Raw genomic sequence first — 26,107 nt, forward strand, 5'->3', positions numbered from 1 at the left:
CGTCTCTCTATTCCCTGCCTTTTTGAGGAAGGTCAAAAACCAGGCAGGTGGTTGTCGCATGGGCATACAGCTTGCCGTGTTCATCCTCAACGCGGGCCTCGGCAGTCGCGAGCCGATCACCGCCATGAACCAGCCTGCCGGTGGCCCGCAGCGGGCCGGTTCTGTGGGACGCAGACCGCACGATCTTGATACTGATTTCAGCCGTGGTGTAAGACCGCCCCGCAGGCAGCGCGGACTGAATTGCGCAACCCAGCGCAGAGTCCAGGAGCGACGCAAACCAGCCCCCATGCACGCTGCCCAGCGGGTTGTAGTGCGCCAGCAGCGGGATGCCCTGGAACACGGCGCGGCCATCGCCAACCTCCAGCAACGCGAGGTTCATGGTGTCGTTCATGGGCGGATAGGGCAGCTCGCCAGACACCATGGCCTCGAGGATCTGGCGGCCGCTCTTTCCCCCGATCTGCTCTGCGCGGGCCAGGCCCGGCAGGCCACCGCCTTCGCGCACGCGGTGTACGGCGTCAGACTGCTGCGCAGCCCAGTCCATGGGTTTGTTTTCTTCCATCACGATGCTCTCCAGTTGAGTCACAAGGCAGTGCTCCTGCAGCAGGCCACGGTGGGCTTGCCGCCAGCGGCTGCGCGAGGGGGCGTGCCAGCCGTTACGCCAGTCCGAACGATTTGCGAAGCCCCTTTCCAACCGGGCCTGCAGGCATGAAACGGCGCAGCTTGGCCAGCAGCGATGCCTCGCCCTTGGGCGTGTGGCGCATCTTCCAGGCCCCGAGTGCGGCACGGACGATGGTGTCGGCCACGCCCTGGGGCGGGGGGGCCTTCTGCACATTGCTCTGGATCGCTTTCGAGACGATCTCCAGCTCCTGGCTGTAGTCAGCAATGCGGGCCACCGTTTGGGGCGCATTCAGATCCAGGTTGGTCTTGGTGAAGGAGGGCTCGACCAGAGAAACGCGAATGCCGAACTGGCGCACCTCGTGGTCCAGCGTTTCGGCCAGCCCTTCGACCGCATGCTTGGACGCCGAATAAAGCGCCATGTAAGGCGCGGGCAGAAAGCCGAGTACCGAACTCACATTGACGATGCGGCCAGAACGCTGCTCGCGCATGTAGGGCAAGACCGCCTTGATCACACGCAATAAGCCAAAGAGGTTGGTGTCGAACAGCGTCTTGGCTTCCTCGATCGAGGTTTCTTCTGCTGCGCCCAGCAGGGTGACGCCAGCACTGTTGACCAGTACGTCGATGTGCTGGGCTTGCGCAATGATGGCCTGTATACCCCGTTCAACCGACGCGTCGTCGCGGATGTCCATCTCAACGAGTGTCACGTTGGGAATGGCGTGCGATTTGGCTGTGTTGCGCACGGTGCCGAAGACTTGGCAGCCCTGCTGGGCAAACTGTATGGCCGCAGCACGACCAATGCCCGAGGACACGCCGGTGACAACGACAACTTTGGATTTCGACATGGCAGTTCCTTTTTTGTAGGAGGGATGTGCGGTGGGGGAGTCAGACAGATGCTGGGGATGCGGAGGAAGAACGAGCGGGCCGGATGCCGAACCAGATCGAATACATCGCAGGCAGGAACACGAGTGTGAGCACCGTGCCGGCCAGCGTGCCGCCGATCAAGGTGTAGGCCAGCGTTCCCCAGAACACGGAGTGCGTGAGCGGGATGAATGCCAGGATCGCGGCCAGGGCGGTGAGGATCACTGGGCGGGCGCGTTGCACCGTGGCTTCGACCACGGCGCGGAAGGGGTCCAGTCCGGCCTCTTCGTTCTCGCGGATCTGCCCGATCAGGATCAGCGTGTTGCGCATCAAGATGCCCGACAGCGCAATCAAACCCACCAGCGCATTGATGCCGAAAGGCTGCTGGAACAGGAGCAACGTGGGCACCACGCCGATCAGGCCCAACGGGCTGGTCAGAAAGACCATGACCATGCCCGAAATGGAGCGGACCTGCAGGATGATGATGAGCAGGGTCGCCGCCAGCATGATGGGGAAGATCGGCAGCATGGCGACGGTGGCCTTGCCAGCCTCTTCAATGGAGCCTGCTTCGACGATGCGGTAGCCGCCCGGCAACTTGTCCATGATGGGCTGTAGCTGCTGGGTGATGGCGGTAGACACGTCCGGCGGCTGCAGGCCCTCGGCAATGTCGCCACGCACCGTGATGGTCGGCGTGCGGTCGCGCCGGCGCAGGATGGGGTCTTCCATGCGCACATCGACCTTGCCCACCTGCGACAGCGGGATGCGCTGCCCGCCCGACCCCACCAGCGACAGGCCCGAAATTTTCGCGGGGTCCAGGCGGACATCGCCTGCAGCCCGGCCCATGACCTGCACCGAGCGGATGTCCTCGCGCACCTCCGTGAGCGGCGCGCCGCTCAGCAAGAACTGCAGCTGCTGGGCCACGGCGCTGGAGCTGAGCCCCACGGCCGTCAAGCGGTCCTGGTCGAGTGTGAAGTGCAGGGTCGGGACACGCGGGCCCCAGTCTGTGTTGACCGTGCGCATCATCGGGCTGGCCTGCAGCACGGCCTCGACCTCGGCGGCAATTGCGCGCAGCTTGTCGGGGTTGGGGCCCATGACGCGGTAAGCCACCGGGAAGGGCGAAGGCGGCCCGAACACGATTTGCGTGACCCGCACCTGTGCCTCCGGCGCCAGGCCATCAGCCACGGCATGGCGCAGCCTGAACTTGAGTGCTTCCCGCTCCTTGTCGTTGCCCGTGAGCACCACGACCTTGGCGAACGATGGGTCCGGCAGCTCGGGCGACATGGCCAGGAAGAAGCGCGGGGCGCCCTGGCCGATGTAGGCGGTCACCACCTTGGCCTCGTCCTGCTTCGCCAGCCAGGCTTCGACCTTGGCCGTGGCGGCGCTGGTTTGTTCGATGGACGTGCCATAGGGCATCTGCACCTCGACCAGCACTTCCGGCCGGTCAGACGTGGGGAAGAACTGCTTCTTGACCACGGCCATGCCCAGCACCGAAACCACAAAGAGCGTGACGACGGAGGCCGCCACGATCCACTTGCGCGCAATGACGCGGCCGAGCAACTGGCGAAACCGGTTGTAGCGCGGCGTGTCATAGATGGCGTCGTGCCCGCCCTCCACCTTTTTGAGGTCGGGCAGCAGCTTGACGCCCAGGTACGGCGTGAACACCACGGCCACCACCCACGACGCAATCAATGCAATGCCGACGATCCAGAACATGTTGCTGGTGTATTCGCCCGCTGTGGAGCGCGCAAAGCCATTGGGCATGAAGCCAATGGCCGTGACCAGCGTGCCCGACAACATGGGCGCTGCCGTATGGCTCCAGGCGTAGGCCGAGGCGGCCACACGGTCGTAGCCTTCCTCCATCTTCACCACCATCATCTCGATGGCGATGATGGCGTCGTCCACCAGCAAGCCCAGGGCCAGGATGAGTGAGCCCAGCGTGATGCGGTCAAAGTTCTTGCCAGAGGCGGCCATGACCACGAAAACCGCTGCCAGCGTCAGCGGCACAGCGGCTGCCACCACGATGCCCACACGCCAGCCCATGCTGACAAAGCACACCACCATCACCACCAGCAGGGCGACGAAAAACTTGACCATGAACTCGTCCACCGCCGAGGCGATGTTGACGGCCTGGTCGGTCACCTTGGTCAGCGTCATGCCCATGGGCAGTTGAGAGTTGATGTGGGTGACTTCGGCCTCCAGCGCTTTGCCCAAATCGAGCCCGTTCCAGTCGTCGCGCATCACCACGCCCAACAGCAGGGCTGGCTCGCCACCGTTGCGCACCAGGAAAGTGGCAGGGTCTTCGTAGCCGCGCTCGACGGTCGCCACGTCCGACAGCTTGAGCGTGCGCCCCTGCGCGACGATGGGGGTCTGCCGGATCTTCTCCAGCATGTTGAGCGCACCGTCCACGCGCACAAAGACCTGCGGCCCCTGGGTTTCGATGGAGCCTGCGGGGGTCAGCACGTTCTGGCTGTTGAGGGCAGCAAAAATGTCTTGCGGTGACACGCCCAGCGTGGCCAGCCGGTCGTGGGAGAACGAGACAAAAATCCGCTCGGACTGCTCCCCGATGATGTTGACCTTCTTGACGCCTGCCACGTGCAGCAGTTGCTGGCGCAGCGCCTCGGCATCGCGCACCAGTTGCCTCTGAGGCTCCCCCTTGGCCTTGAGGGCGAACAGCGCAAAGGTCACATCGGCATATTCGTCATTGACCATGGGGCCGATGACGCCTGCGGGCAGCCTTCGGGCCTCGTCACTGATCTTCTTGCGGGCCTGGTAGAACTCTTCCTGCACCTGCGAGGGCGGTGCGCTGTCGAGCAGCGACACCATGGTGAAAGCCAGACCGGGGCGGGTGAAGGTTTCCGAGCGGTCGTACCAGCGCAGTTCTTGCATGCGCTTTTCCAGGGGTTCGGCCACTTGGTCCTGCATCTCCTGGGCCGTGGCGCCGGGCCAGGCCGTGACGATCGTCATCTGCTTGATCGTGAAAGGCGGGTCTTCTGCGCGCCCGAGCTTGGCGAAGGCCAGAATGCCTGCCGCAGAGATCAGGAAAATCAGGAACAGGGTGATGGCGCGCTCGCGCACGGCCAGCGCCGACAGGTTGAAACGGCCTTGGCTCACGGACGTGCTCCTTCGGTGACGGCGGCGGAAGTCGCCATATCGGCCAGCCGGACCGAATCGCCTTCACGGAGCAGGTGCGCACCCAGTGCAACGACGCGCTCCCCAGGCTTGATCTGGCCCGTGACGTAAGCCCCCGCGTCGTCCAGGCGCAGGACGGCCACGGGCTGCCAAGCCACCTTGGTCGGTTCACCGCGAATCACCCACACGCCCGGGCCCTTCCCCGCATCGAACAAGGCGCCGATAGGCACTTGCAGGCCGCCCGCCGCCACAGAGGTTTTGTCGTCCGCGATGCGCACCACCACCGTGGTGCCCAGGGGCGCGTTGGCCAAATCGCCCTCCAGCACGTAACGGGCCTCGAAGGTGCGTGTTACCCGGTCTGCCGCGCTGGACAGCTGCCGCAGCCTGGCCGGGACGGCGAGGCCCTCTTTGCCAAACAAGGTGGCTTGCGCCTGCGAACCGATGGCGGGGCGCAAGGTCTCGGGCAACTGGATGAGCGCCTCGCGGCGGCCTGCATGGGCCAGGCGTACCACGGGTTGCCCGGCGTTCACCACCTGGCCCGGCTCGGCCAGTGTTTCCACCACAACGCCGTCGCCGTCGGCCACCAGCTCGGCGTAGCGGCTGGCATTGCGGGAGACATCGGCCTGGGCTTCGGCGGCGCTGAGCTGCGCCTGGGCGGCGTCTGCCGCTGCCTTCGCCTGGTCGTAGGCCGTGGCAGAGATGGCGCCGGTGCCGCGCAGGTCGCGGTAGCGCGCTTCATCGTCTGCCGTCTGGCGTGCACGGGCACGCGCAGCGGCTACGGCCTCTTGCTGCGCATGGGCGGCCAGCTTCAAGTCCACCGCATCGATGCGCATGAGCGGCTGGCCGCGTTGGACTGTCTGACCCGCATCCACCAGCCGCTCCAGCACCTTGCCCGGGACGCGAAAGCCCAGGTCGCTCTGCACCCGCGCCGCTACGGTGCCCGTGAACGCCCGGGTGGAAGCCGCGGCCTCTTGGACAACGGCAGCGCGCACCAGCGGCGCCTGGGTGCGGGGGTCGGAAGACGCCTTTTCGCCGCAAGCGACCAGCGCCAACGGCAAGGCAGAAACGAAAAATAGGGTGGCAAGGCGGGGCCGGAGCATGAAAGTCCCTTGTGCGAATGGATCGGGACTTTCATTTTGATTCTTGTGACCAATTTAGTCAATAGTCACAAATTCATTGTGAATCAAGGCGACAGGCTGCGCAGAACCAGGCTGGACAACTGGGCAGGCGCCTCGTTGGCGTAGTCCAGGCTGTGCTGGAGGATCAGGGGGTTGAGGTAGGGGCGCATCACCAGATGGATAGCGGCGGTGGTTTCATCCAGCGGCGTCTTGCGCTCGAAGTCGCCGGTTTGCCGGCCTTCCTGCAACACATCCCGCAGCAGCGCCTGCAGGCGCTCCTCGTAAACGATGGTGGACTGCCAGCGTTCGGTCGCCGCCGAGGTGGCGATCTCGTAGAGCTTTCTGTCCTGAAAAAAGAGCCGCAGGCTCGACTCCACAATGGCTTTGAACATGCGCCGCAGCTTCTCGGGCGGCCGATCGGCCTGGGCCACGGCGGCCCGAACTTCGCTCTCGATATCGCTCAGGCAGTTGGCGCAAATCATCTCGCCAATGGCCTGCTTGGACTCGAAGAACTTGTAGATATAGGCCTTGGAAAAACCGATTTCTTTGGCCAGGTCGGACACGGTGGTTTTTTCGTAGCCGTAACGGCTGAAGTGCTCGGTGGCGGCGGTCACGATCTGGTTTCGCACCTCGTGGTCCGCAGGGCCCCGGCCTGCGGCGGTGGAATGGCTGGTTTTGGTCATGGGTGCAGCTTACGACAGTCTCGCGCACTAGACAACCAGTGACCGTTTGGTATTATGGTCACAACTCAATGCCCTGACGATCGGAAAACACCATGCTGCCCAAACGCACCCTCGCCGCCCTTCTTGTGGCCAGCCTGTCCGCTGGCTGTGCTGTGGGGCCGGACTATGTTCGTCCCCCTGTCGCCCTGCCTGGGCAGTTCCAGGAGCGCACGCTCCGAGAGCAACCGCTGGAGAAGGCACCCCCTGATCTGGCCCACTGGTGGTCCAGCTTTGGCGACCCGCAGTTGACGCAGTTCGTGTCGCTGGCGCTGCAACAGAACCTGGACCTAGCCCAAGCCGCTGCCCGTGTGGCCCAGGCGCGTGCGGGGCTGGGCGCTGCCGACGCGGCACTGCTGCCGTCTGCCGCCGTATCGGGCCAGGCAGCACGGGCCTACCAGTCCACGCAAACGCCTTTGGGGCAGGTTTTGAGTTCGACGCCCGGCTTTGACCGGTATGGCAGCGCCTACGAGGCCAATCTGGGCGCCAGTTGGGAGCTGGATGTGTTTGGCGGCCTGCGCCGGGGGCGGGAGGCGGCCACGGCCGAATACCAGTCCTCGGAAGCAGGCGCGGCGGCCACCCGGCTGGCCGTGGCGGCGCAGACGGCAGACATCTACATCACCGTGCGTGGCCTGCAGGCCCGCCGGGAGGTGGCTCGCCAGCAGGTACAGACCCAGCAGGATCTGCTGGCCAACATCCGGCTGCTGCACGGCAAAGGCCTCGCGGCAGAACTGCAGGTGCGGCAGGCGGAAGGCGCGCTCTCGCAGGCGCAAGCGGCCATCCCCATGCTGGATGCGTCCCTGGACACGGCGATGAATGCGATGGATGTAATCCTGGGAACACTCCCGGGCACCCACCGCGCAGAACTCATTGCGCCGGGCCACATCCCCAGCACGCCCCAAGGCATTGCGACGGGCTCGCCCAGTGACCTGCTCAGGCGTAGGCCAGACCTCATCGTTGCCGAGCGCCGCCTGGCGGCATCCAATGCGCGCATTGGCGCTGCCATCTCGGAGTACTACCCCAAGCTGTCTCTCAGCGGCCTGGTGGGGAGCGCAACCGCTGTCTCCAGCGGCAACCTGCTCTCGGGCGGCGCCAGCCAGGCCACGGGCGTGCTCGGGCTGCGCTGGCGTCTTTTCGACTTCGCACGCATCAATGCGCAGATTGAACAGGCCAAGGGGCAAGAGGCAGAGATGCTGGCCGCCTACCGGCTGGCAGCCCTCAAGGCCACGGAGGACGTGGAAAACGCGCTCTCGGCCCTCGCCCGGCGGCAGGAGCAGGTGGCGGTGTTGACGGGCGGCGTTGACGCGCTGGGCCGCGCACGCGCCGCGTCGTTCTCGGCGTACCAAAAGGGCGTTGTCAGCCTGATCGAAGTCCTGCACGCCGACGAGACCTTGCTGCGGGCCACCGAGGCGCGCGTGCAGGCACAGACGGAATCCGCCCGCTCGGCCGTGGCCATCTTCAAGGCGCTGGGGGGCGGGTGGGAGGCGAGCCAGCCCCCAGCATAGGCCGCGCTCCAAGGCCGAGGCGGTGGACAGTTCCCACCCTGCGCGCGCCGTCAGGACGGCTGCGGCGCCACCGCCAGCGACCTCCCGGCCGCCTGCCCCTCAATGCCCCACGTACCGCCCCGGCCGGTGGCTGATCCACAAGAACCCGCTCATCACCAGCACGGCCAGCACCGAATACGCCACGCGCTCCACCGGCACCACAAACAGCGCCAGCAGCACCACGGTGCCGTCGATCAACATCTGCACCTTGCCCGCGCGCATGCCGTAGCGGCCTTGCAGATACAGCGACACCACGGTGGCGCCGCCCAGGCTGGAGCGGTGGCGCGCCAGGAACAGGCAGCCCGTGCCCAGCAGCAGCCCACCCAGCAAGGATGCGAACAGCGGGTTGAGGTAGTCCACGTGCATCACATGCGGGAACAGCTCGGTCAGCAGCGACAGCAGCGCCACACACACAAAGGTCTTGAGGGTGAACTCGCGCCCCATGCGCGTCCAGGCGAACCAGTAGAACGGCAGGTTGACCACAAAGAACAGCTTGCCGAACGAGATGCCCGTGACGTAGTGCAACAAGAATGCCGCGCCCGCCGTGCCGCCCACCAGCAGCCCCGCCTGGTTGAACAGCATGAGGGCCATGGCAACGAACAAGGTGCCTGCAAACAGGGCCTGGGCGTCTTCAAAAGCGCCGTGGCGCAGGGTGGCCGCCTGCGCGGCGGCGTCCACGGCGGAGCCTGGGGTGGGTGTGTCGGGCATGGGCAATTCAACCATCGTTGGCTGGCACAGCGGGTCTGTGCGCTGAAAAAAGTGCATGGCGGCGGGTAGACCGGGGTCAGCAAGCAACATGCCAGGCTCCACCATGTCTGCACCGGCGTGGGGGCACGTGGCTCAGTCAAAGCTCAAGAAATTTCAAGATTTTTTAGGCTCTTGCGCCTGATGGTATTGCCTTTATAGCTATTAAATAAATAGCATTACTTCGATTCAAAGGGACAGCAAGGTGGCGGCGCGGCATGCAACCTGCTTGGCCCCGGTGCACAGGCTCCCTACACTGAAACCCGTCACCCCGCCCCGAAAGCGCCCGCCACCATGTCGCTGAGCTTCACCTTCCACCCCCGGCTCATCGACGCGCTGCGCGGCTACGACAAAAGCCGTTGGCTGGCCGATGTGGGTGCGGGGGTCACGGTGGGCATCGTGGCGCTGCCGCTGGCCATGGCGTTTGCGATTGCCAGCGGACTCAAGCCCGAGGCGGGGCTGTGGACGGCGATCATCGCGGGCTTCCTGATCTCGGCGCTGGGCGGCACCAACGTGCAGATTGGCGGACCGGCGGGCGCGTTCATCGTGATCGTCTACGGCATCGTGGAGCGTTACGGCGTGGCCAACCTGCTGATCTCCACCGCCTGCGCGGGCGTGCTGCTGGTGATGCTGGGCCTGCTGCGGCTGGGCACGCTGGTGCGGTTTGTGCCTGTGAGCATCGTGATTGGCTTTACCAACGGCATTGCGGTGCTGATTGCGCTGTCGCAGGTGAAGGACTGGCTGGGCCTGTCGATCGAGCGCATGCCGGGCAATTCTTTCTCGCAGGTGGGCCTGCTTGCGCAGCACCTGGGTAGCTTCAACCCGTATGCCTTCGGGTTGGGGGCGGCCTGCCTCGTGGGCCTCTTCCTCTGGCCCAAGCTCACGATGAAGGAATCCCCCGTGATGCGGGTGCTGGAGCAGCACACCGTGCGCACCTTTGCGCGCGTGCCCGCGCCCGTGGTGGCCCTGGTCACGCTGAGCCTGCTGGCCTGGGCGCTGGAGATGCCGGTGGAGACCATCGGCTCGCGCTTTGGCGGCATTCCGCAGGCGCTACCGGTGTTTGCGCTTCCCGATTTCTCCTGGGAGACGGTGCGCCTGCTGGTCACGCCCACGCTCACCATTGCGCTGCTGGGCGCCATCGAGTCGCTGCTGTGCGCGCGTGTGGCCGACCAATTGGCCACCGACCCGCACCACAAGAAGCACGACCCCAACCAGGAGCTGGTGGCCCAGGGCCTGGCCAACATCGTGGTGCCGTTTTTTGGCGGCATGCCCGCCACGGGCACCATCGCGCGCACGGTGACCAACATCCGCTCGGGCGCCACCTCGCCGATTGCGGGCATGGTGCATGCGCTCGCGCTGGCTGTGATCGTGCTGGTGGCCGCGCCGCTGGCGCTGCACATTCCGCTGGCGGTGCTGGCGGGCATCCTGCTGTTTGTGGCCTGGAACATGGGCGAGTGGCACGAGTTTGTGCGGCTCAAGCATTTCAGCAACCACTACCGGCTGCTGATGCTGGGCACGTTTTTCCTCACCGTGGTGTTTGACCTCACGGTGGCGGTGGAGGTGGGCCTGTTCATGGCCTGCGCGCTGTTTGTGCGGCGCATGAGTGCGCTGTTCCGGGTGGAGCGGCAACCTGACCCGGAAGCCGCCGCAGCCCCCCGGCACCCTGCCACCACCTGGCGCCTGCATGGCGCGCTGTTCTTTGGTGCTGCCGCCAAGCTGGACACCATCATCCAGGCGGTGGAGGTGGGCCCGCCAGGCGTGGACGTGGTGCTGGACGCGAGCGAACTGGTGGCGCTGGACACCACAGGGCTGGACGCGCTGGCCCAGGTGCTCAAGGCCGTGTCGGCGCGCGGCGGGCGTTTGCGCATTGAGCACCTGCATGAGCAGCCGCGTTCGTTGATCGAGCGCTCGGGCTTTGCTGCGCGGCTGGCGGCGCAGGGCGATCTGCCCGTCTGAAGCGAATTCGCACTCAATCCATAAAAACCAACCGTTCGGGCTCAGCTTGTCGAAGCCCCACGCGGCGCTTCGACAAACTCAGCGTGAACGGATAGATGTCCTTGGATGCATATCGGTCTGGTGTCTGCGGCTACTTGCCGCCCTTGAACTCCGGCGCGTCCGTGTCGGCCCCCGTCTGCGTGCGCAGCACCACATGGTCAGGCCCATGGACCACGGTGAACACCTTGGCCTGGTTGGGCGCTTCCAGGTAGCGCCAGTCCACCCAGGTCTCCTTCTTCAGCTCGTAGGGCGTGGTCTTGGCGGGTTTGCCCAGCAGGCGGCGCACTTCGTCCATGCGCATGCCGGGCGAAACACGTGCAAAGGTGTCGGGCGTGAGCACCTGGCGCAGCGCGGTCATGCGGCCATCGGCGCCGATGGTGATCATGTAGTTGACCTGGCCTGCGGGCTGGCGGTTGTACTCGAAGGTGCGGGCGCCACCGGGCTCGTCCCACACGTTTTCGGGGGCGCCAAAGCGGTCGCGCACATCGGCTTCGGTCGATACGCCTTCCTTGAGTTCGCTGATGCGTTGCGGGTCGCAGGCGGTGAGCGCCAGCAGGGAAAAGGCGGCCGCCGCCAAGGTGGCGGCGCGATATATCAAGGGCATGGGGGCTCCCGGTAAAATCCACGGAAAACGAGGTTAACAGTCCATGTCCATTTTCCGCCGCCCCGATTACCAATCCGACGCCACCCAGTTCATCAACCAGCTCAAGTCCAGCCGCCCCGAGCTGGACCAGCAGCAGCAAGCGGGCCGTGCCCTGCTGTGGGACAAGCAGGTGGACCGCAAGATCTGGGGCGAGTACCGCGAAGGCCAGGTCGCCCAGAAGCCCTACGTCTACCAGACGAACGCAGAATAAGCATTAAATTGGCCTTCTGCGCGCGACCATCAAGCGCAGATAGCTCATATTTCAATAGCATCCATGACCACCGCGAACGCAGCCGACACGGCCGATTCGCCGGGCATGCCCGACGTGGTGGACCAGGTGGCGCTGGCGCGCCTGTACGGCGAGCCGCTGTTTGCGTTGCCCACCGACCTGTACATCCCGCCCGACGCGCTCGAAGTCTTCCTCGAAGCCTTTGAAGGCCCGCTGGACTTGCTGCTGTATCTGATCCGCAAGCAGAACTTCAACATTCTCGACATCCCCATGGTGGGGGTGACCAAGCAGTACCTGGCGTATGTGGACGAGATCCGCAGCCGCAACCTGGAGCTGGCGGCCGAGTACTTGCTGATGGCGGCGATGCTGATCGAGATCAAGTCGCGCATGCTGCTGCCACCCAAGAAGCAGGCCGAGGGCGAGGAGCCTGAAGACCCGCGCGCCGAGCTGGTGCGCCGCCTGCTTGAGTACGAGCAGATGAAGATGGCCGCCGCGCGCCTGGGGCAGCTGCCGCAGTACGGCCGCGACTTTTTGAAGGCCCAGGTCTATATCGAACAAAGCCTGCAGCCGCGCTTTCCGGACGTGCATGTGGTGGAGCTGCAGGAGGCCTGGCGCGACATTTTGAAGCGCGCCAAGCTCGTACAGCACCACAAGATCACGCGCGAAGAACTGAGCGTGCGCGAGTACATGAGCATGGTGCTCAAGACCCTGCAGGGCCGCCGCTTTGTGGAGTTTGAAGAACTCTTCGAGCCCGAAAAAGGCAGCACCGTGCTGGTGGTGACCTTCATCGCGCTGCTGGAACTGGCCAAAGAGACGCTGATCGAGATCACGCAGGCCGAAGCCTTCGCCCCCATTTACGTGCGCCTGGCCTATACACCTGCATGACACCCCCTGAGTCGCCTTCGGCGCCTTCCCCCTCTCCTTCGGGAGGGGGACGCCACCGGTGGCCTGGCAAAGCCAGCTCCACGGTGGCACTGGCCGGGAGCCGCGCCCACTTCAACGTCAACTGACACCTTCCATGGCATCCCACGACTTCGACGTTCTCATCGTAGGCAGCGGCCTCGCAGGCCTCTCGGCCGCCCTGCACCTGGCGCCCACGCACCGCGTGGCCGTGATCACCAAGCGCACGCTGCAAGATGGTTCCAGCGGCTGGGCCCAGGGCGGCATTGCTGCCGTGCTGGCCGATGACGACAGCTTTGCCGCGCACATCGAAGACACGCTGGTGGCCGGTGCAGGCCTGTGCGACCTGGCCACCACCCGCTTTGTGGTGGAGAACGCGCCCGAGTCCATCGCCTGGCTGCGCGGCCTGGGCGTGCCCTTCACGCTTGAAGGCGATCAGCTGCACCTGACGCGCGAAGGCGGCCACAGCGCGCGCCGCATTGCCCATGTGACGGATGCCACGGGCGCGGCGGTGCAACGCACGCTGATCGACGTGGTGCGCAGCACACCCGGCATCACCCTGTTTGAGCAGCACACGCTGGTGGACCTGATCACCACGCGCAAACTCGGCCTGCCTGGCAACCGCTGCCTGGGGCTGTATGCGCTGGACAGCGACACCGACGAGGTGGTGACCTTCCGCGCGCCCCAGACCATCCTGGCCACGGGCGGCGCAGGCAAGGTGTACCTGTACACCACCAACCCCGACACCGCCACCGGCGACGGTATTGCCGCCGCCTGGCGTGCGGGCTGCCGCGTGGCGAACATGGAATTCATCCAGTTCCACCCCACGGGGCTGTACCACCCGCACGAAAAGTCCTTCCTCATCAGCGAGGCAGTGCGCGGCGAAGGTGGGCAACTCAAGCTGCCTCCTTCAGCCGGTGGCACACGCTTCATGCTCGACCACGACTCGCGCGCCGAACTGGCCCCCCGCGATGTGGTGGCCCGCGCCATCGACTTCGAGATGAAGAAACACGGCCTGGACTGCGTGCACCTCGACATCTCGCACCAGAGCCCCGCTTTTCTGCAGGAGCACTTCCCCAACATCCTCGCGCACTGCGCGTCGCTGGGCATCGACATCACGAAGGAACCCATCCCCGTGGTGCCCACCGCCCACTTCACCTGCGGCGGCGTGCTGACCGACCTGGCGGGCCGCACCGACCTGCCCGGCCTGTTTGCCGTGGGCGAGGTGGCCTGCACCGGCCTGCACGGCGCCAACCGGCTGGCCAGCAACTCGCTGCTCGAATGCATGGTGTTCGCCCGCGCCGCCGCCCAGGCGATTGCAGCCGCCCCGACCACCGAACTGCCCGCCGTGCCCGCCTGGGACGACAGCCGCGTGCAGGATGCGGACGAGTCCGTCGTCATCTCGCACAACTGGGACGAGCTGCGCCGCTTCATGTGGGACTACGTGGGCATCGTGCGCACCAACAAGCGCCTGGAGCGCGCCGCGCACCGCATTGCGATGCTGCAGGGCGAGATCCAGGAGTTCTACGCCCACTTCCACGTCACGCGCGATTTGCTGGAGCTGCGCAACCTGGTGCAGGTGGCCGACCTGATCGTGAAAAGCGCCCAGCTGCGCCGCGAAAGCCGGGGCCTGCATTTCAGCCGCGACTACCCCGAAGTCGCCGCCCCAGCGGCCCCCACCATCCTCGTCCCCCCGGTGCCGCGATGACCTACAGCGTCAAAGAAATTTTCTACACCCTGCAGGGCGAAGGCGGCCAGGCGGGCACACCCGCCGTGTTCTGCCGCTTTGCAGGCTGCAACCTCTGGACCGGCCGCGAGCAGGACCGCGCGCAGGCCATCTGCCAGTTTTGCGACACCGACTTTGTGGGCACCGACGGCACGCTGGGCGGCAAGTTCGAGACCGCCACGGCACTGGCCGAATTGATCGCCGCCCAATCGCCTGCAGGCGCGGGCCACCGGCTGGTGGTGCTGACGGGCGGCGAGCCCCTGCTGCAGGTGGATGCGGCGCTGATCGACGCGCTGCACGCCCAGCAGTTCCGCATTGCCGTCGAGAGCAACGGCACCGTGGCCGCACCCGAGGGCATCGACTGGCTGTGCATCAGCCCCAAGGCGGGCGCGCCGTGGGTGCAGCGCAGCGGGCAGGAGCTGAAGCTGGTCTGGCCGCAACCCGGCTTTGACCTTCAGGCGCTGGAGCAGGACACGCAGTTCACCCACCGCTTTCTGCAGCCCATGGACGGCCTGCTGCAGCGGCAGAACACCGCCGCCTGCATTGACGCCTGCCTGGCCCACCCTGCATGGCGATTGAGCCTGCAGACCCACAAGCTCACCGGCATCAGGTGACGCGGTTTTCTTTTCTGGTTCCCGTATGTTGTTCACCATCTCCCAGCGCTTCTTCTTCGACGCCGCCCACACCCTGCGCCGCGAAATCGAGGCCGAAGGTAGCCGCCGTGTGCACGGCCACACCTACCATGCCGAAGTGTTCCTGACTGGCCCGCGCGACCCGGCCACCGGCATGGTGCTGGACCTGGGCCTGCTGCGCCAGGGCCTGGCCGTGGTGCGCGAGCAGCTGGACCACCACATGCTGGACGAAGTGCCCGGCCTGGGCACGCCCACGCTGGAGAACCTATGCCTGTTCATCGCCCAGGCACTGCCCGCCGACCTGCGCGCCAGCGTGAGCCGCGTGCGGGTGTGGCGCGAGGCACTGGGCGACAGCTGCGCGCTGGACTTCTCCCAGCCCTGACCAGCCACGGCCCTGCCACCGGCAGGCCCTCCCCCATCCACAGACTTCATCCAAGGAAGCCGATGTTCCGCACCCTGCTCAAATCCAAGATCCACCGCGTGGCCGTGACCCAGTGCGAGCTGCACTACGAAGGCTCCTGCGCCATCGACGAAGACCTGCTGGACGCCGCCAACATCGCCGAGAACGAGCAGATCCACATCTGGAACATCAACAACGGCGAGCGTTTTGTCACCTACGCCATCAAGGGCCAGCGCGGCAGCGGCATGATCTCGGTGAACGGATCGGCCGCACGCCGCGCCTCAGCGGGCGACCTCATCATCATTGCGGCGTTCGCCCAGGTGCACGAAGACCAGGTGGCCACGCACCAGCCGCAGCTGGTGTTTGTGGACGAGCACAACCGCCAGACGGAACTGCGCCACGCCGTGCCCACGCAGGCGCTGTAACCCGCTTGCTTTGCTGCCAAGCATACAACCCACCGTTCACGCTGAGCCTGTCGAAGCGCCGCGCAGGGCTTCGACAGGCTCAGCCCGAACGGTAGTCAATGATGGAACGCCACACCGTATGAGCACATCCCTGCATCCTCCGAACGACTCCCTGGTGGCCCGCAGCCTGGCCAGCGTCTGGCACCCCTGCACGCAGATGAAGCGGCACGAGGCCCAGCCGCCCGTGGCCATCACCCGCGCCCAGGGCCCGTGGCTCTATGGCACGGACGGCCAGCGCTATCTGGACGGCATCAGCTCCTGGTGGGTCAACCTGTTTGGCCACAGCCACCCACACATCCAGGCCGCGCTGGTGGACCAGCTGGGCCGGCTGGACCATGTGATGCTGGCGGGCTTCACCCATGCGCCGGTGGTGGAACTGTCCGAGCGCCTGGCCGCGCTCACCGGCCTGGGCCACGCGTTCTACGGCAGCGATGGTGCCGCCGCCACCGAGATTGCGCTCAAGATGAGCGCGCACTACTGGCGCAACACCGGCCGCCCCGCCAAGAGCCGCTTTGTGGGCCTGGCGGGCGGCTACCACGGCGAAACCGTGGGCGCGCTGGCCGTGACCGATATCGCGATCTTCCGCGAGGCCTATGCCCCCCTGGTGCGCCTGGCCGACACCGTGCCCAGCCCCGACGCACGCGGCGCAGCCCCGGGTGAGACGGCGCAGGACGTGGCCCGGCGCGCCGCTGCCGCGCTGGAGGCGTGGTTGCAAGAGCACCACACCACCACCGCAGCCTTCATCGTCGAGCCCCTGGTGCAGTGCGCCGCCGGTATGGCCCTGCACGACCCCGAGTACCTGCGCCTAGCGCGCGCACTGTGCGACCGGTACGAGGTCCACTTGGTGGTCGACGAAATCGCCGTTGGTTTTGGCCGCACGGGCACGATGTTCGCGCACCAGCAGGCGGGCATCCGGCCGGATTTCATCTGCCTGTCCAAGGGCCTTACGGGCGGCACGCTGCCCCTGTCGGCCGTGCTGACGACGGACGCGGTGTATGCCGCGTTCTACGACGACGATGTGGCGCGCGGTTTTCTGCATTCGCACTCGTACACCGGCAACCCGCTGGCCTGCCGCGCGGCGCTGGCCACGCTGGAGCTGTTTGAGCAGCTGGATGCGCTGAACGCCAACCAAGCGCTGGCGCAGCGCATCGATGTGGCCTGTGCACCCCTCACGCAGCACCCGCGTGTACGGCATGCACGCCATCTTGGAATGATCTGGGCCTGGAATGTAGACACACCCTTGCCCGACTTTGCACGCCGCTACCACCAGCACGCCATGGCACGCGGACTGGTGCTGCGGCCCATTGGGAAAACGCTGTACGCCATGCCGCCTTATGTGCTCGACGACGAGGCCGTGCAATGCCTGGCCCATGGCGCACTGGATGCGCTGAACGCCACCCTGCAGGAGGAAATGTGATGATGGGATGTTTTGTGACCGGCACCGATACCGGTGTCGGCAAGACGCTGGTGTCCGCTGGCCTGCTGCATGCGCTGGCACGCCACCACCGCCGCGTGGTGGGCATGAAACCCGTGGCAGCGGGCCTGGTGCCCTGGGGTGAGGACTGGGCCAGCGAGGACGCCATCGCCCTGCGCTCGGCCTCCACCCTGGCCGTGCCGCCCGCACTGGACAACCCCGTGCTGCTGCCCGACCCGCTCTCGCCCCACATCGCGGCGGCGCGGGCGGGTGTGGAGATCGACATCGCCGCCATCGTCGCCAGCTACCAGGCGCTCGCCGCCCAGGCAGATGCCGTTGTGGTGGAAGGCGCGGGCGGATTCCTGGTGCCCCTCACCGACACGCTCACGGGCGCCGACCTGGCCCAGGCCCTGGCGCTGCCCGTGGTGCTGGTGGTGGGCCTGCGCCTGGGTTGCCTGAACCACGCCTTGCTCACGGCCGAGGCCATCCGCGCACGCGGCCTCACGCTGGCGGGCTGGGTGGCCAACCGCATCGACCCCGAGATGGGTGCCGCCGACGAGAACATCGCCTACCTGCGCGCACGCCTCCATGCACCGCTGCTGGCCGAGGTGCCCTACCAGGACCTGCCCGAGCCCGGCAGCCTGGTTTTTGAATTGCCCAAGGACTGGCGATGACAAGCGCTACGGCACCCCAGCCCTCCTGGCTGGACGAAATCCCCGCGCGCCTGGCCGACATCGAACGCGCCCACCTGCTGCGCCGCCGCCGCGTGGTGGAGCCCGCGGGCGGCGCTCGCCTGCGGGTGGACGGCCAGCCCATGCTGGCCTTCTGCAGCAATGACTACCTGGGCCTGGCCAGCCACCCCGCGCTGGCCCACGCTGCGTGCGAGGCCACTGCGCGCTTTGGCGTGGGCTCGGGTGGCTCGCCCCTGGTCAGCGGCCACAGCGCCGCCAACGATGCGCTGGAGCACGACCTGGCCGCCTACGTGCAACTGCCCCGTGCGCTGTACTTCTATGCGGGCTACGCCACCAACACCGGCATCATCCCCGCGCTGGTGGGGGATGGCGATGCGCTGTTCTCCGATGCGCTCAACCACGCTTGCCTGATCGACGGCGCCCGCCTGTCGCGCGCCACCATCCACCGCTACCCACACGCCGACCTGGCTGCACTGGAAGCGCAGCTTGCCGCCAGCCCCGCACGGCGCAAGCTGGTCATCAGCGATGCCGTGTTCAGCATGGACGGCGACCTGATCGACATCCCTGCACTGCTGGCACTGTGCGAGCGTTATGACGCCCTGCTGTTGCTGGACGATGCCCACGGCTTTGGCGTGCTGGGGCCGCAGGGGCGCGGCAGCCTGGCACACGCCGGGCTGACGGGGCCCAACGCCTCACGCCGCGTGCTCTACATGGCCACGCTGGGCAAGGCAGCGGGTGTGGCCGGTGCGTTTGTGGCCGGGGATGCCGCGCTTATCGAATGGCTGCTGCAAAAAACCCGCACCTACATTTTTGCCACCGCCGCGCCGCCGCTGCTGGCGAGCGCGCTGCGCGCCAGCCTGCAGATCATGGAGGCAGCCGACGACCGGCGCGCGCACCTGGACGGGCTCATCGCGCAGCTGCGCCAAGGCCTGGCCACATTGCCTGCGCCGCTGGGCTGGCACCTGCTGCCCTCGCTCACGCCCGTGCAGGCCCTGGTGATCGGCAGCAATGAGGCTGCGCTTGGGGTGATGGAAGGCCTGCGTACCCGGGGCCTGTGGGTGCCAGCCATCCGCCCACCCACGGTGCCTGCGGGCACCGCGCGCCTGAGGATTGCGCTGTCGGCTGCGCACACCACGGGTGATGTGGCGCAGTTGTTGGCCGCGCTGCACGAACTGGCAACGCAGTGGATGAGCCGCAGTACCATGCACGGCTACATCGACCTGCCAACGTCGGCACTACCCCATCCCTCCAGCGAGACGACTCCATGCCCCACCTGACCATCGAATACTCCGCCAACCTGCCCCACTACCCCGAGGCCGAAACGCTGACGGCCCTCAACGCCACACTCTGCGCCCACCCCCAGGTGCAGGACGAAGCGGACCTGAAGACGCGCTTCATCGTGGCCGACAGCTTCGAGATTGGCACCGCCCCCGCAAACCGCGCCTTTGTGCACGCGCAGCTGCGCCTGCTCGCGGGCCGCACGCCCGAAGCCAAGACGGAGCTGGCGGGCCGCATTGCCGCCGTGCTGCGCGAGCGCACGCCCCGGCCGCAGGGCGTGATGGTGCAGCTGAGCGTGGAGATCGTGGACATGGACCGGCCGAGCTATGTGAAAGAGCGGCTCTGAAAATTGGATAGCTGCCAGCGCTTGGCCCACGGGCGCTGGGGGCCAATTCCCTTCAAATCTACTGTTAACCAAGCGTAGCAGCCAGCCAACCGCGCAGGCTGTTGATGAAGGCCCAGCACTGCACCCGGGGCACATCGGCCACGCGCAACACCGCTTCCACCACCCGGCCCTCGCGCAGCGCCACGGCGCGGCCCACACCGGGCAGCAGGCCGCAGGACAGGGGCGGCGTCACCCAGCGCCCGTCGATGAGCGCAGCGATGTTGCCAAAGGTGCTCTCGGTGATCTCGCCCGCCGCGTTCCACAACACCGTGTCGAACACACCGGGCGTGGTGGGTGCGAACGCCGCGTAGTGCGCGCGGCGCGTGGTCTTGTAGCGCACAAACTCGCTGTGGGCCTCGGCCAGCGGGCGCGGGGCCAGTTGCAGGCGCACGGGCTCGGCGGTGGGCTGCAGGGCAAAGGCCTCGGCCCGGGGTGTGCCGGTGGCGTCCAAAAGCAGGCGCACGCGCCAGGCCCCGTCAGCATGCTCCGCCGCCAGGGCCTGCAGGCATTGCGTTACCGCCGCCGCATCCCAAGGCACACCGAAGTGTGCCGCCGCCGACTGCAGGCGCGCCAGGTGGTCCGCCCGGTGCCGAAAACTACCCGCCTCCAGCGCCAGGGTTTCGAGCAGGTCAAAGGGCTGGCTAGCGCGCTCCACAAACGCGCGCTTGTGCTGCCACTCTTGCCACTCGGCATCGGCCAGCGCGCCCGACGTGATGCCGCTGCCAATGCCGCAGACAGCGCGGGTGGTGCGGGTCTGGTCGCCATCCGCGTGCAACACCACGGTGCGGATGGGCACGTTGAAGGTCGCGGCCACCGCATGCCGGCCCTGCGCACCGGGCGGCCCGGCCGGGCGCACCACGCCCACGGCGCCGCAGTAGACGCCACGCGGCGCCCCCTCCAGCGCATGGATCATCTGCATGGCGCGCACCTTGGGTGCACCGGTGACCGAGCCGCAGGGGAACAGCGCGGCAAAGACATCGGTCAGCGTGGTGCCAGGCCGCGTGCGTGCGGTCACATCCGAGGTCATCTGCCACACGGTGGGCAGGGCCTGCGTGGCAAACAGCGCGGGCACCCGCACGCTGTGGGGCAGCGCAATGCGCGACACATCGTTGCGCAGCAGGTCCACGATCATCACGTTTTCGGCGCGCTCCTTGGGCGCCGTGCGCAGGTGCGCGGCCTGCTGCGCATCGTCTTCGGGGGTGGCGCCGCGCGGGGCCGTGCCCTTCATGGGCCGGGTCAGGAGCTGGCCGCCCTCCGGCGCGTCTTGCCAGTCAAAAAACAGCTCGGGCGAAACAGAAAGCACCTGCTCACCCCCGGTATCGATGTGCGCCGCATACCCGCCGGGCTGGGCGCGCTGCAGCGCGGCAAACAGGGCCTGCGGTGAGCCCTGCAGCGTGCCGTGCAGCGGCGCCGTGTGGTTGACCTGGTACAGCTCGCCCGCGGCAATCGCCCGCTGGATCTGCGCCAGCGCGGCATCGAACGTGGCGCGGTCGGGGCTGTCGGTCCACGTCACCTGTGCGGGAGGTTCGGCATCCGGCGCGGACCAGGGCAGCGGCGCGTCGTACACCGCAAACCAGACCAGCGGGCCGTCGGCCGCGTGGGTCCGCAGCGCGGCATCGAAGGCTGCAGCCGCCTCGTAGCGCACAAAGCCCACGCACCAGCGGCCCTGCTCTGCAGCGGCATGCACCGCGTCGAGCACGCCACGCACCTCGTGCAGCGCATGGGCGGCCAGCACCTCGCGGGGGGTGCCAAAGGCGTGGCGCAGGCGCGGAGCGCCGGGGGCCAGCGGCTGGGTGAAGTCAATGCGAGAAATCACAAACAAAAAGGCCACTGGCGCCTGACCAGTGGGCATAGTTAGCTATCAATAGCAGAGCAAATGACTGTACAGATGCTTCTGCGACGACCTCAGGCGGCCCCCAGGTGCGGCACCAGGGTGGCCGTGGGCTGTCCATTCTTGAGCGCCGCCGTAAAGGCCAGCATGCGGTCAATCGGCTGGCGCGCACGCGGGATCAACGCCGGGTCCACATGCACGGCATTGGCCCCCGTCTCCAGCACGCGGGCCACATCGGCCAGGCCGTTCATGGCCATCCAGGGGCAGTGCGCGCAGCTTTTGCAGGTGGCGCTGTTGCCAGCGGTGGGGGCTTCGTAAAACGTCTTGCCGGGGTTGAGCGTGCGCAGCTTGTGCATCATGCCGTTGTCGGTGGCCACGATGAACTCGGTGGCATCCATCTCGCGCGCGGCCTTGAGGATGGCGCTGGTGGAGCCCACGGCGTCAGCCAGAGCCACGACGTCGGCGGGGCTTTCCGGGTGGACCAGCACTTTGGCCTGTGGGTACTGCTTCTTCAGAAGCTCCAGCTCCAGCGCCTTGAATTCGTCGTGCACGATGCAGGCGCCGTTCCAGAACACCATGTCGGCGCCGGTCTCGCGCTGGATGTAGGCGCCTAGGTGGCGGTCGGGGGCCCACAGGATCTTCTGGCCTGCGGCCTTGAGCGCGCTCACGATCTCCAGCGCACAGCTCGACGTGACCAGCCAGTCCGCCCGCGCCTTCACGGCTGCGCTGGTGTTGGCGTAGACGACCACGGTGCGGTCGGGGTGCTGGTTGCAAAACGCGCTGAATTCGTCGATGGGGCAGCCCAGGTCCAGCGAGCAGGTGGCATCCAGGTCGGGCATGAGCACGGTCTTTTCCGGGCTCAGAATTTTTGCCGTCTCGCCCATGAAGCGCACGCCGCTCACCACCAGGGTCTGCGCGGCATGGTCACGGCCAAAGCGGGCCATCTCCAGCGAATCGCTCACCAGGCCGCCGGTTTCCTCGGCCAGATCTTGCAGGTCGGGGTGCACGTAGTAGTGCGAGACCATGACGGCGTTCTTTTCCTTGAGCAGGCGGCGGATCTTGTCTTTCAGCGCGGCACGTTCTGCCTGCGAGGGCTCGGGCGGCACGCGCGCCCAGGCGTGTTTGGTGGAGCAGACGGCGCCCGATGTCGCCTCGTCGGGCTGCTCGTATTCGACGTCGATGCGGTTCAGGGTTGCAGTGCTCATGCCAGCTCCTGCAGGCGCATCGAAAAGTCGGTGGCCTTCACGTCCTTGGTCAGCGTGCCGATGGAGATGCGGTCCACGCCGGTCTCGGCCAGTTCGCGCAAACCTTCGAGCGTGACGCCGCCCGAGATTTCCAGAATCGCGCGGCCTGCATTGATGCGCACGGCCTCGCGCAACATGGGCAGCGGCATGTTGTCCAGCAGCACCATTTTGGCGCCCGCATTCAGCGCCTCGGTCAACTGCTCCAGGGTTTCCACTTCGATCTCGATGAAGGTCGCCTGCGCGGCCACGGCCTGTGCAGCGCGCAGCACGGCCGTCACGCCACCGGCGGCTGCAATGTGGTTCTCTTTGATGAGCACCGCATCGTGCAGGCCAATGCGGTGGTTGGTGCCGCCGCCCACGCGCACAGCGTACTTTTGCGCCAGGCGCAGACCGGGAATGGTCTTGCGCGTGTCCACGATCTGCGCACGCGTACCGGCCACAACGTCCACATAGGCGCGGGTCTTGGTGGCCACAGCCGACAGCAGCTGCAGAAAGTTGAGCGCGGTGCGCTCGGCGCTCAGCAGTGCGCGGGCCTGGCCTTCCAGCTCCAGCACCACCTGGTCGGCAGCGCAGCGCTGGCCCTCGGCCACATGCCAGGTGATCTGCACCGTGGGGTCGAGTGCGCGCAGGGCCGCTTCGGCCCAGGGGGCGCCGCAGATCACGGCGGCTTCGCGCGCCAGGATGCGCGCGCGGGCTCGGCGGGCGGGGTCGATCAGGCCGGCGGTAAGGTCGCCGGTGCCCACGTCTTCGGCCAGGGCGCGGGCCACATCGGCCTGGGCCAGGGCCTTCACATCGTCGTTGTCTCTCATGGTGCTTTTCGCGGGGGGTGTCGCTGCTGTCATGGGCCGCGAGCATACCGGGAACGCAAAGGCCACTGTGCCAGTGCAGGCCCGCCCCGCCCGCGCAGGAAACCAATAAGTACACCCAGTATTGGTCGCATAGACTCGCGGCAATTTTTTGGCCCTACCGCGCTCCATGACCGCCACCAGCCCTGTTTCTGCCACGCCCTACGGCACGCTGCCGCCTGCATCGCCCCTGCCCCAGCGCCGCCCTGTGAGCCTGCCGCGCCTGGCGCAGATGCGCGCAGCGGGCGAAAAAATCACCATGCTCACAGCCTACGACGCCACCTTTGCCGCCGTGGCCGATGCGGCGGGGGTGGAATGCATTCTGGTGGGCGACTCGCTGGGCATGGTGTGCCAGGGCCTGCCCAGCACCGTGGGTGTTCAACTCGACACCATGGCCTACCACACCGCCAGCGTGGCGCGCGGCCTGCACCGCGTGCAGGGCACTGCATGGCTGGTGGCCGACCTGCCCTATGGCACCTATGCCGAAAGCCGCGAGCAGGCGCTGCGCAGCGCCTGTGTGCTGATGCAGGCGGGGGCACACATGGTCAAGCTCGAAGGCGGCGGCTGGACGGCGCCCACAGTGGAATTCTTGGTGCAGCGCGGCGTGCCGGTGTGTGCCCACCTGGGCCTCACACCACAAACAGTGCACGCGCTGGGCGGCTACCGCGTGCAGGGCAAAACCGACGATGCCGCCCGCACGCTGCGCAAAGAGGCGCACGAACTGCAGGACGCAGGCGCCGCCATGCTGGTGCTGGAGATGGTGCCCGCCGTGCTGGCCGCCGACCTCACGGCCGAGCTGCCGCACTGCCACACCATCGGCATCGGCGCAGGCAACGGCACCGCCGGGCAGGTGCTGGTGTTGCACGACATGCTTGGGATGAACCTCGGGAAGATGCCAAAGTTCGTGCACAACTTCATGCAGGACGCGGGCAGCGTGCGCGGCGCCATGGAGGCGTATGTTCAGGCCGTGAAGCGGGGCAGTTTTCCCGACAACGCCCAGCACGCCTGGTAAGAGCCCCTCCGGCCTTCACCGATTTTCTATCTTTGACCCTTCCCACCCCATGCTGATTGCCCGCTCCGTTGCCGACCTGCGCCAGGCCCTGGCCCCTTACCGCCGCCCCGCCTTTGTGCCTACCATGGGCAACCTGCACGAGGGGCACATTGCTCTCGTGCGCCAAGCCAAGCCACTGGGCGATGTAACCGTGGCCAGCATCTTTGTGAACCGCCTGCAGTTTTTGCCGCACGAGGACTTTGACAGCTACCCGCGCACCTGGGAGGCAGACTGCGCACAGTTGCAGGCCGCCGGTTGCGATGTGCTGTTTGCCCCGCGCGAGACGGACCTCTACCCCGAGCCCCAGACCTTCAAGGTGCACCCCAACCCGCAGCTCGCCGACATGCTGGAGGGCCACTCCCGCCCCGGCTTTTTTGTGGGCGTGAGCACGGTGGTGATGAAGCTGTTTGCCTGCGTGCTGGGCGCCACCGGTGGCGTGGCCGTGTTTGGCAAGAAGGACTACCAGCAGCTCATGGTGATCCGCCACATGGTGCGGCAGTTTGCGCTGCCCATCGACATCTTGGCGGGCGAGACCTGCCGCGCGGCCGATGGCCTGGCGCTGAGTTCACGCAATGGCTATCTGGGCCTGGAAGAACGCCAAGAGGCCGTGGCCCTGTCGCAGGCCCTGAAGCGGCTGGCCCAGCAGTGGCTGGACACCGGCGACCGCAGCGCGCTGGAGGCCCAGGCGCAAGACGCGCTGCGCGCGCGGGGCTGGGCGCCCGACTACCTCACGGTGCGCCGCCGGGCCGACCTGCTGCCCGCCACGGCCGAGGATGCGGCGGGCACGCTGGTGGCGCTGGGTGCGGCACGGCTGGGCAGCACGCGGTTGATTGACAACCTGGAGTTTTGATTAGCTATTAATTCAATAGCTATCAGCGCTTACCTATCAACCGGTAGCGGCCAAAAAGGCCTCGAACCTCAGATCAAATCCATCCATTGCGGGCCAGCCACTGCACCAGCAAGCTGGTCACCACCTCGGGCTGCTCCATGGTCAGCATGTGGCCGCTGCCCGGCAGCAGGTGGTGCTCGGCGCCGGGCACCAGCGCCACAATCTCTGCCGAGCATTCGGGCGGCGTGAGCTGGTCGGCCGCGCCACACACCACCAGCACGGGACAAGCCACCTGCGGCAGGTGCAACCGCGCATCGGGGCGGTGGATCACGGCGCGGTTCTGGCGCACCAGGTGGTCGGGGCCCGCGTCCAGCACAAAGTCCAGGTAGGCCTGCACCAGCTCCGCCTTCACAGCGTTCACGGGGTGGAAGGCCAGGGCCACGTTGGGTTCGATGACCTCGCGCACCCGGCCCTGCTCAAACAGCGCGATGGCGCCTTCGCGCAGGGCGCGCATGTCGGGCGTCTCGGGCCGTGCGGTCGTGCCCAGCAGCGCCAGCCCTGCCACCCGCTGCGGCGCCTGGCGCGCTGCCTCCATGGCGATCATGCCGCCCATCGATGCGCCCGCCAGCACCAGCGGCCCCGCGTGCTGCGCCAAGAGGCGGGCGGCAAAGTCCTCGATGCGATGCAGGCTCACGTCCTGGTGGGCGGTGGCGACCTCGGGGCGCAGCGCGGCGGGCAGCAGCGGCAGCACGCCGTGCCACATGCGTTCATCGGCGGCCAGGCCGGGCAGGAGCAGAAGTTGGGGTGGAAGGGTCATGG

The 26,107-nt window shown here is 66.9% G+C and carries 25 protein-coding genes; 14 read left to right on the forward strand and 11 right to left on the reverse strand.

Translation table 11 applies throughout. The features are described from left to right. Positions 1-7: 7 nt before the first annotated feature. The 5 genes from ACSQ3O_RS21390 to ACSQ3O_RS21410 all read right to left on the reverse strand — a co-directional run bounded on the left by ACSQ3O_RS21390 (position 8) and on the right by ACSQ3O_RS21410 (position 6,406). Entirely contained in the window at positions 8-559 is a 552-nt protein-coding gene (locus ACSQ3O_RS21390; RefSeq protein ID WP_436141163.1) for a PaaI family thioesterase, read from the reverse strand. Positions 560-653: 94 nt separating this feature from the next. Then, positions 654-1,460, reverse strand: coding sequence for an oxidoreductase (locus tag ACSQ3O_RS21395; RefSeq protein ID WP_436140409.1), 807 nt, complete (start codon positions 1,458-1,460; stop codon positions 654-656). 40 nt (positions 1,461-1,500) lie between these two features. Next, a complete protein-coding gene (locus ACSQ3O_RS21400; protein WP_436140410.1) occupies positions 1,501-4,587 on the reverse strand; it encodes an efflux RND transporter permease subunit in 3,087 nt (1,028 codons plus the stop codon). After that, entirely contained in the window at positions 4,584-5,705 is a 1,122-nt protein-coding gene (locus ACSQ3O_RS21405) for an efflux RND transporter periplasmic adaptor subunit (protein WP_436140411.1), read from the reverse strand. The genes ACSQ3O_RS21400 and ACSQ3O_RS21405 overlap by 4 nt, the downstream gene beginning before the upstream one ends. Positions 5,706-5,788: 83 nt before the next feature. Beyond that, positions 5,789-6,406 carry a TetR/AcrR family transcriptional regulator gene (locus ACSQ3O_RS21410; RefSeq protein ID WP_436140412.1) on the reverse strand — a complete coding sequence of 206 codons (618 nt, stop codon included), beginning with the start codon at positions 6,404-6,406 and terminating at the stop codon, positions 5,789-5,791. Positions 6,407-6,498: 92 nt separating this feature from the next. On the opposite strand from ACSQ3O_RS21410, the gene ACSQ3O_RS21415 reads away from it, so the two are divergent. Then, the gene (locus tag ACSQ3O_RS21415) at positions 6,499-7,947 is read left to right on the forward strand and encodes an efflux transporter outer membrane subunit (RefSeq protein WP_436140413.1); all 1,449 of its coding nucleotides are present in this window, start codon (positions 6,499-6,501) and stop codon (positions 7,945-7,947) included. Positions 7,948-8,046: 99 nt separating this feature from the next. Here the strand turns inward: ACSQ3O_RS21415 and ACSQ3O_RS21420 are convergent, their stop codons facing one another. Then, a complete protein-coding gene (locus ACSQ3O_RS21420; protein ID WP_436140414.1) occupies positions 8,047-8,694 on the reverse strand; it encodes a YitT family protein in 648 nt (215 codons plus the stop codon). Positions 8,695-9,024: 330 nt separating this feature from the next. On the opposite strand from ACSQ3O_RS21420, the gene ACSQ3O_RS21425 reads away from it, so the two are divergent. Continuing rightward, on the forward strand, positions 9,025-10,686 hold the full coding sequence (locus tag ACSQ3O_RS21425; RefSeq protein ID WP_436140415.1) for a SulP family inorganic anion transporter: 1,662 nt from the start codon (positions 9,025-9,027) through the stop codon (positions 10,684-10,686). A 130-nt stretch (positions 10,687-10,816) separates the two neighbouring features. Here the strand turns inward: ACSQ3O_RS21425 and ACSQ3O_RS21430 are convergent, their stop codons facing one another. Then, on the reverse strand, positions 10,817-11,329 hold the full coding sequence (locus ACSQ3O_RS21430; protein WP_436140416.1) for an outer membrane protein assembly factor BamE: 513 nt from the start codon (positions 11,327-11,329) through the stop codon (positions 10,817-10,819). A gap of 43 nt (positions 11,330-11,372) precedes the next feature. Here ACSQ3O_RS21430 and ACSQ3O_RS21435 point away from each other — a divergent pair, with 43 nt between their 5' ends. The 10 genes from ACSQ3O_RS21435 (at position 11,373) to ACSQ3O_RS21480 (ending at position 19,449) form a co-directional block, all read left to right on the forward strand. Beyond that, a complete protein-coding gene (locus tag ACSQ3O_RS21435; protein ID WP_137748128.1) occupies positions 11,373-11,579 on the forward strand; it encodes a DUF3460 family protein in 207 nt (68 codons plus the stop codon). 63 nt (positions 11,580-11,642) lie between these two features. Then, positions 11,643-12,482 carry a segregation and condensation protein A gene (locus tag ACSQ3O_RS21440; protein ID WP_137748129.1) on the forward strand — a complete coding sequence of 280 codons (840 nt, stop codon included), beginning with the start codon at positions 11,643-11,645 and terminating at the stop codon, positions 12,480-12,482. A 133-nt stretch (positions 12,483-12,615) separates the two neighbouring features. Beyond that, on the forward strand, positions 12,616-14,205 hold the full coding sequence (gene nadB / locus ACSQ3O_RS21445; protein WP_137748130.1) for an L-aspartate oxidase: 1,590 nt from the start codon (positions 12,616-12,618) through the stop codon (positions 14,203-14,205). Beyond that, a complete protein-coding gene (queE, locus tag ACSQ3O_RS21450; protein ID WP_436140417.1) occupies positions 14,202-14,837 on the forward strand; it encodes a 7-carboxy-7-deazaguanine synthase in 636 nt (211 codons plus the stop codon). Before nadB ends, queE begins: the two co-directional genes overlap by 4 nt. A gap of 25 nt (positions 14,838-14,862) precedes the next feature. Then, the gene (locus ACSQ3O_RS21455; RefSeq protein ID WP_056636973.1) at positions 14,863-15,237 is read left to right on the forward strand and encodes a 6-pyruvoyl trahydropterin synthase family protein; all 375 of its coding nucleotides are present in this window, start codon (positions 14,863-14,865) and stop codon (positions 15,235-15,237) included. A 62-nt stretch (positions 15,238-15,299) separates the two neighbouring features. Further along, positions 15,300-15,680 carry an aspartate 1-decarboxylase gene (gene panD, locus ACSQ3O_RS21460; RefSeq protein ID WP_121421048.1) on the forward strand — a complete coding sequence of 127 codons (381 nt, stop codon included), beginning with the start codon at positions 15,300-15,302 and terminating at the stop codon, positions 15,678-15,680. Positions 15,681-15,798: 118 nt separating this feature from the next. Then, complete coding sequence (bioA, locus tag ACSQ3O_RS21465; protein WP_436140418.1) at positions 15,799-17,136, forward strand: adenosylmethionine--8-amino-7-oxononanoate transaminase; 1,338 nt, start codon at positions 15,799-15,801, stop codon at positions 17,134-17,136. Then, on the forward strand, positions 17,136-17,807 hold the full coding sequence (gene bioD / locus ACSQ3O_RS21470) for a dethiobiotin synthase (RefSeq protein ID WP_436140419.1): 672 nt from the start codon (positions 17,136-17,138) through the stop codon (positions 17,805-17,807). The genes bioA and bioD overlap by 1 nt, the downstream gene beginning before the upstream one ends. Next, positions 17,804-19,102: an 8-amino-7-oxononanoate synthase gene (gene bioF / locus ACSQ3O_RS21475; protein ID WP_436140420.1), complete on the forward strand. Its 1,299-nt coding sequence runs from the start codon at positions 17,804-17,806 to the stop codon at positions 19,100-19,102. The genes bioD and bioF overlap by 4 nt, the downstream gene beginning before the upstream one ends. After that, positions 19,090-19,449, forward strand: a complete 360-nt coding sequence (locus tag ACSQ3O_RS21480) for a 5-carboxymethyl-2-hydroxymuconate Delta-isomerase (RefSeq protein WP_063458819.1) — start codon at positions 19,090-19,092, stop codon at positions 19,447-19,449. Before bioF ends, ACSQ3O_RS21480 begins: the two co-directional genes overlap by 13 nt. A 64-nt stretch (positions 19,450-19,513) precedes the next feature. On the opposite strand, the gene ACSQ3O_RS21485 is transcribed toward ACSQ3O_RS21480, so the two are convergent. The 3 genes from ACSQ3O_RS21485 to nadC are packed head-to-tail and all read right to left on the reverse strand — an operon-like array spanning position 19,514 to position 23,372. Next, positions 19,514-21,340, reverse strand: coding sequence for a chorismate-binding protein (locus ACSQ3O_RS21485; RefSeq protein WP_436140421.1), 1,827 nt, complete (start codon positions 21,338-21,340; stop codon positions 19,514-19,516). Between the two features lie 53 nt (positions 21,341-21,393). Continuing rightward, on the reverse strand, positions 21,394-22,524 hold the full coding sequence (gene nadA, locus ACSQ3O_RS21490) for a quinolinate synthase NadA (protein ID WP_436140422.1): 1,131 nt from the start codon (positions 22,522-22,524) through the stop codon (positions 21,394-21,396). Further along, entirely contained in the window at positions 22,521-23,372 is an 852-nt protein-coding gene (gene nadC, locus ACSQ3O_RS21495) for a carboxylating nicotinate-nucleotide diphosphorylase (RefSeq protein WP_436140423.1), read from the reverse strand. The genes nadA and nadC overlap by 4 nt, the downstream gene beginning before the upstream one ends. A 166-nt stretch (positions 23,373-23,538) precedes the next feature. On the opposite strand from nadC, the gene panB reads away from it, so the two are divergent. Continuing rightward, complete coding sequence (gene panB / locus ACSQ3O_RS21500) at positions 23,539-24,420, forward strand: 3-methyl-2-oxobutanoate hydroxymethyltransferase (protein WP_436140424.1); 882 nt, start codon at positions 23,539-23,541, stop codon at positions 24,418-24,420. A 49-nt stretch (positions 24,421-24,469) separates the two neighbouring features. Next, on the forward strand, positions 24,470-25,309 hold the full coding sequence (gene panC, locus ACSQ3O_RS21505) for a pantoate--beta-alanine ligase (protein WP_436140425.1): 840 nt from the start codon (positions 24,470-24,472) through the stop codon (positions 25,307-25,309). Positions 25,310-25,382: 73 nt separating this feature from the next. On the opposite strand, the gene ACSQ3O_RS21510 is transcribed toward panC, so the two are convergent. Then, on the reverse strand, positions 25,383-26,105 hold the full coding sequence (locus tag ACSQ3O_RS21510; RefSeq protein ID WP_436140426.1) for an alpha/beta fold hydrolase: 723 nt from the start codon (positions 26,103-26,105) through the stop codon (positions 25,383-25,385). Positions 26,106-26,107 lie beyond the last annotated feature (2 nt).

The sequence above is a fragment of the Acidovorax sp. LjRoot74 genome (assembly GCF_964254355.1).
In the GTDB taxonomy this organism is placed as follows: Bacteria; Pseudomonadota; Gammaproteobacteria; order Burkholderiales; family Burkholderiaceae_C; genus Acidovorax.

Bases quoted from the DNA above. Each gene is read 5' to 3' on its own strand.
- ACSQ3O_RS21480 (WP_063458819.1), top strand. From the start codon at position 19,090: ATGCCCCACCTGACCATCGAATACTCCGCCAACCTGCCCCACTACCCC.
- ACSQ3O_RS21440 (WP_137748129.1), top strand. From the start codon at position 11,643: ATGACCACCGCGAACGCAGCCGACACGGCCGATTCGCCGGGCATGCCC.
- nadB (WP_137748130.1), top strand. From the start codon at position 12,616: ATGGCATCCCACGACTTCGACGTTCTCATCGTAGGCAGCGGCCTCGCA.
- ACSQ3O_RS21420 (WP_436140414.1), bottom strand. From the start codon at position 8,694: ATGCCCGACACACCCACCCCAGGCTCCGCCGTGGACGCCGCCGCGCAG.
- ACSQ3O_RS21390 (WP_436141163.1), bottom strand. From the start codon at position 559: ATGGAAGAAAACAAACCCATGGACTGGGCTGCGCAGCAGTCTGACGCC.
- ACSQ3O_RS21425 (WP_436140415.1), top strand. From the start codon at position 9,025: ATGTCGCTGAGCTTCACCTTCCACCCCCGGCTCATCGACGCGCTGCGC.
- ACSQ3O_RS21430 (WP_436140416.1), bottom strand. From the start codon at position 11,329: ATGCCCTTGATATATCGCGCCGCCACCTTGGCGGCGGCCGCCTTTTCC.
- ACSQ3O_RS21410 (WP_436140412.1), bottom strand. From the start codon at position 6,406: ATGACCAAAACCAGCCATTCCACCGCCGCAGGCCGGGGCCCTGCGGAC.
- ACSQ3O_RS21405 (WP_436140411.1), bottom strand. From the start codon at position 5,705: ATGCTCCGGCCCCGCCTTGCCACCCTATTTTTCGTTTCTGCCTTGCCG.
- panD (WP_121421048.1), top strand. From the start codon at position 15,300: ATGTTCCGCACCCTGCTCAAATCCAAGATCCACCGCGTGGCCGTGACC.
- ACSQ3O_RS21395 (WP_436140409.1), bottom strand. From the start codon at position 1,460: ATGTCGAAATCCAAAGTTGTCGTTGTCACCGGCGTGTCCTCGGGCATT.
- nadA (WP_436140422.1), bottom strand. From the start codon at position 22,524: ATGAGCACTGCAACCCTGAACCGCATCGACGTCGAATACGAGCAGCCC.
- queE (WP_436140417.1), top strand. From the start codon at position 14,202: ATGACCTACAGCGTCAAAGAAATTTTCTACACCCTGCAGGGCGAAGGC.
- ACSQ3O_RS21415 (WP_436140413.1), top strand. From the start codon at position 6,499: ATGCTGCCCAAACGCACCCTCGCCGCCCTTCTTGTGGCCAGCCTGTCC.
- panB (WP_436140424.1), top strand. From the start codon at position 23,539: ATGACCGCCACCAGCCCTGTTTCTGCCACGCCCTACGGCACGCTGCCG.
- panC (WP_436140425.1), top strand. From the start codon at position 24,470: ATGCTGATTGCCCGCTCCGTTGCCGACCTGCGCCAGGCCCTGGCCCCT.
- ACSQ3O_RS21510 (WP_436140426.1), bottom strand. From the start codon at position 26,105: ATGACCCTTCCACCCCAACTTCTGCTCCTGCCCGGCCTGGCCGCCGAT.
- nadC (WP_436140423.1), bottom strand. From the start codon at position 23,372: ATGAGAGACAACGACGATGTGAAGGCCCTGGCCCAGGCCGATGTGGCC.
- bioF (WP_436140420.1), top strand. From the start codon at position 17,804: ATGACAAGCGCTACGGCACCCCAGCCCTCCTGGCTGGACGAAATCCCC.
- ACSQ3O_RS21455 (WP_056636973.1), top strand. From the start codon at position 14,863: ATGTTGTTCACCATCTCCCAGCGCTTCTTCTTCGACGCCGCCCACACC.
- bioD (WP_436140419.1), top strand. From the start codon at position 17,136: ATGATGGGATGTTTTGTGACCGGCACCGATACCGGTGTCGGCAAGACG.
- ACSQ3O_RS21485 (WP_436140421.1), bottom strand. From the start codon at position 21,340: ATGCCCACTGGTCAGGCGCCAGTGGCCTTTTTGTTTGTGATTTCTCGC.
- ACSQ3O_RS21435 (WP_137748128.1), top strand. From the start codon at position 11,373: ATGTCCATTTTCCGCCGCCCCGATTACCAATCCGACGCCACCCAGTTC.
- bioA (WP_436140418.1), top strand. From the start codon at position 15,799: ATGAGCACATCCCTGCATCCTCCGAACGACTCCCTGGTGGCCCGCAGC.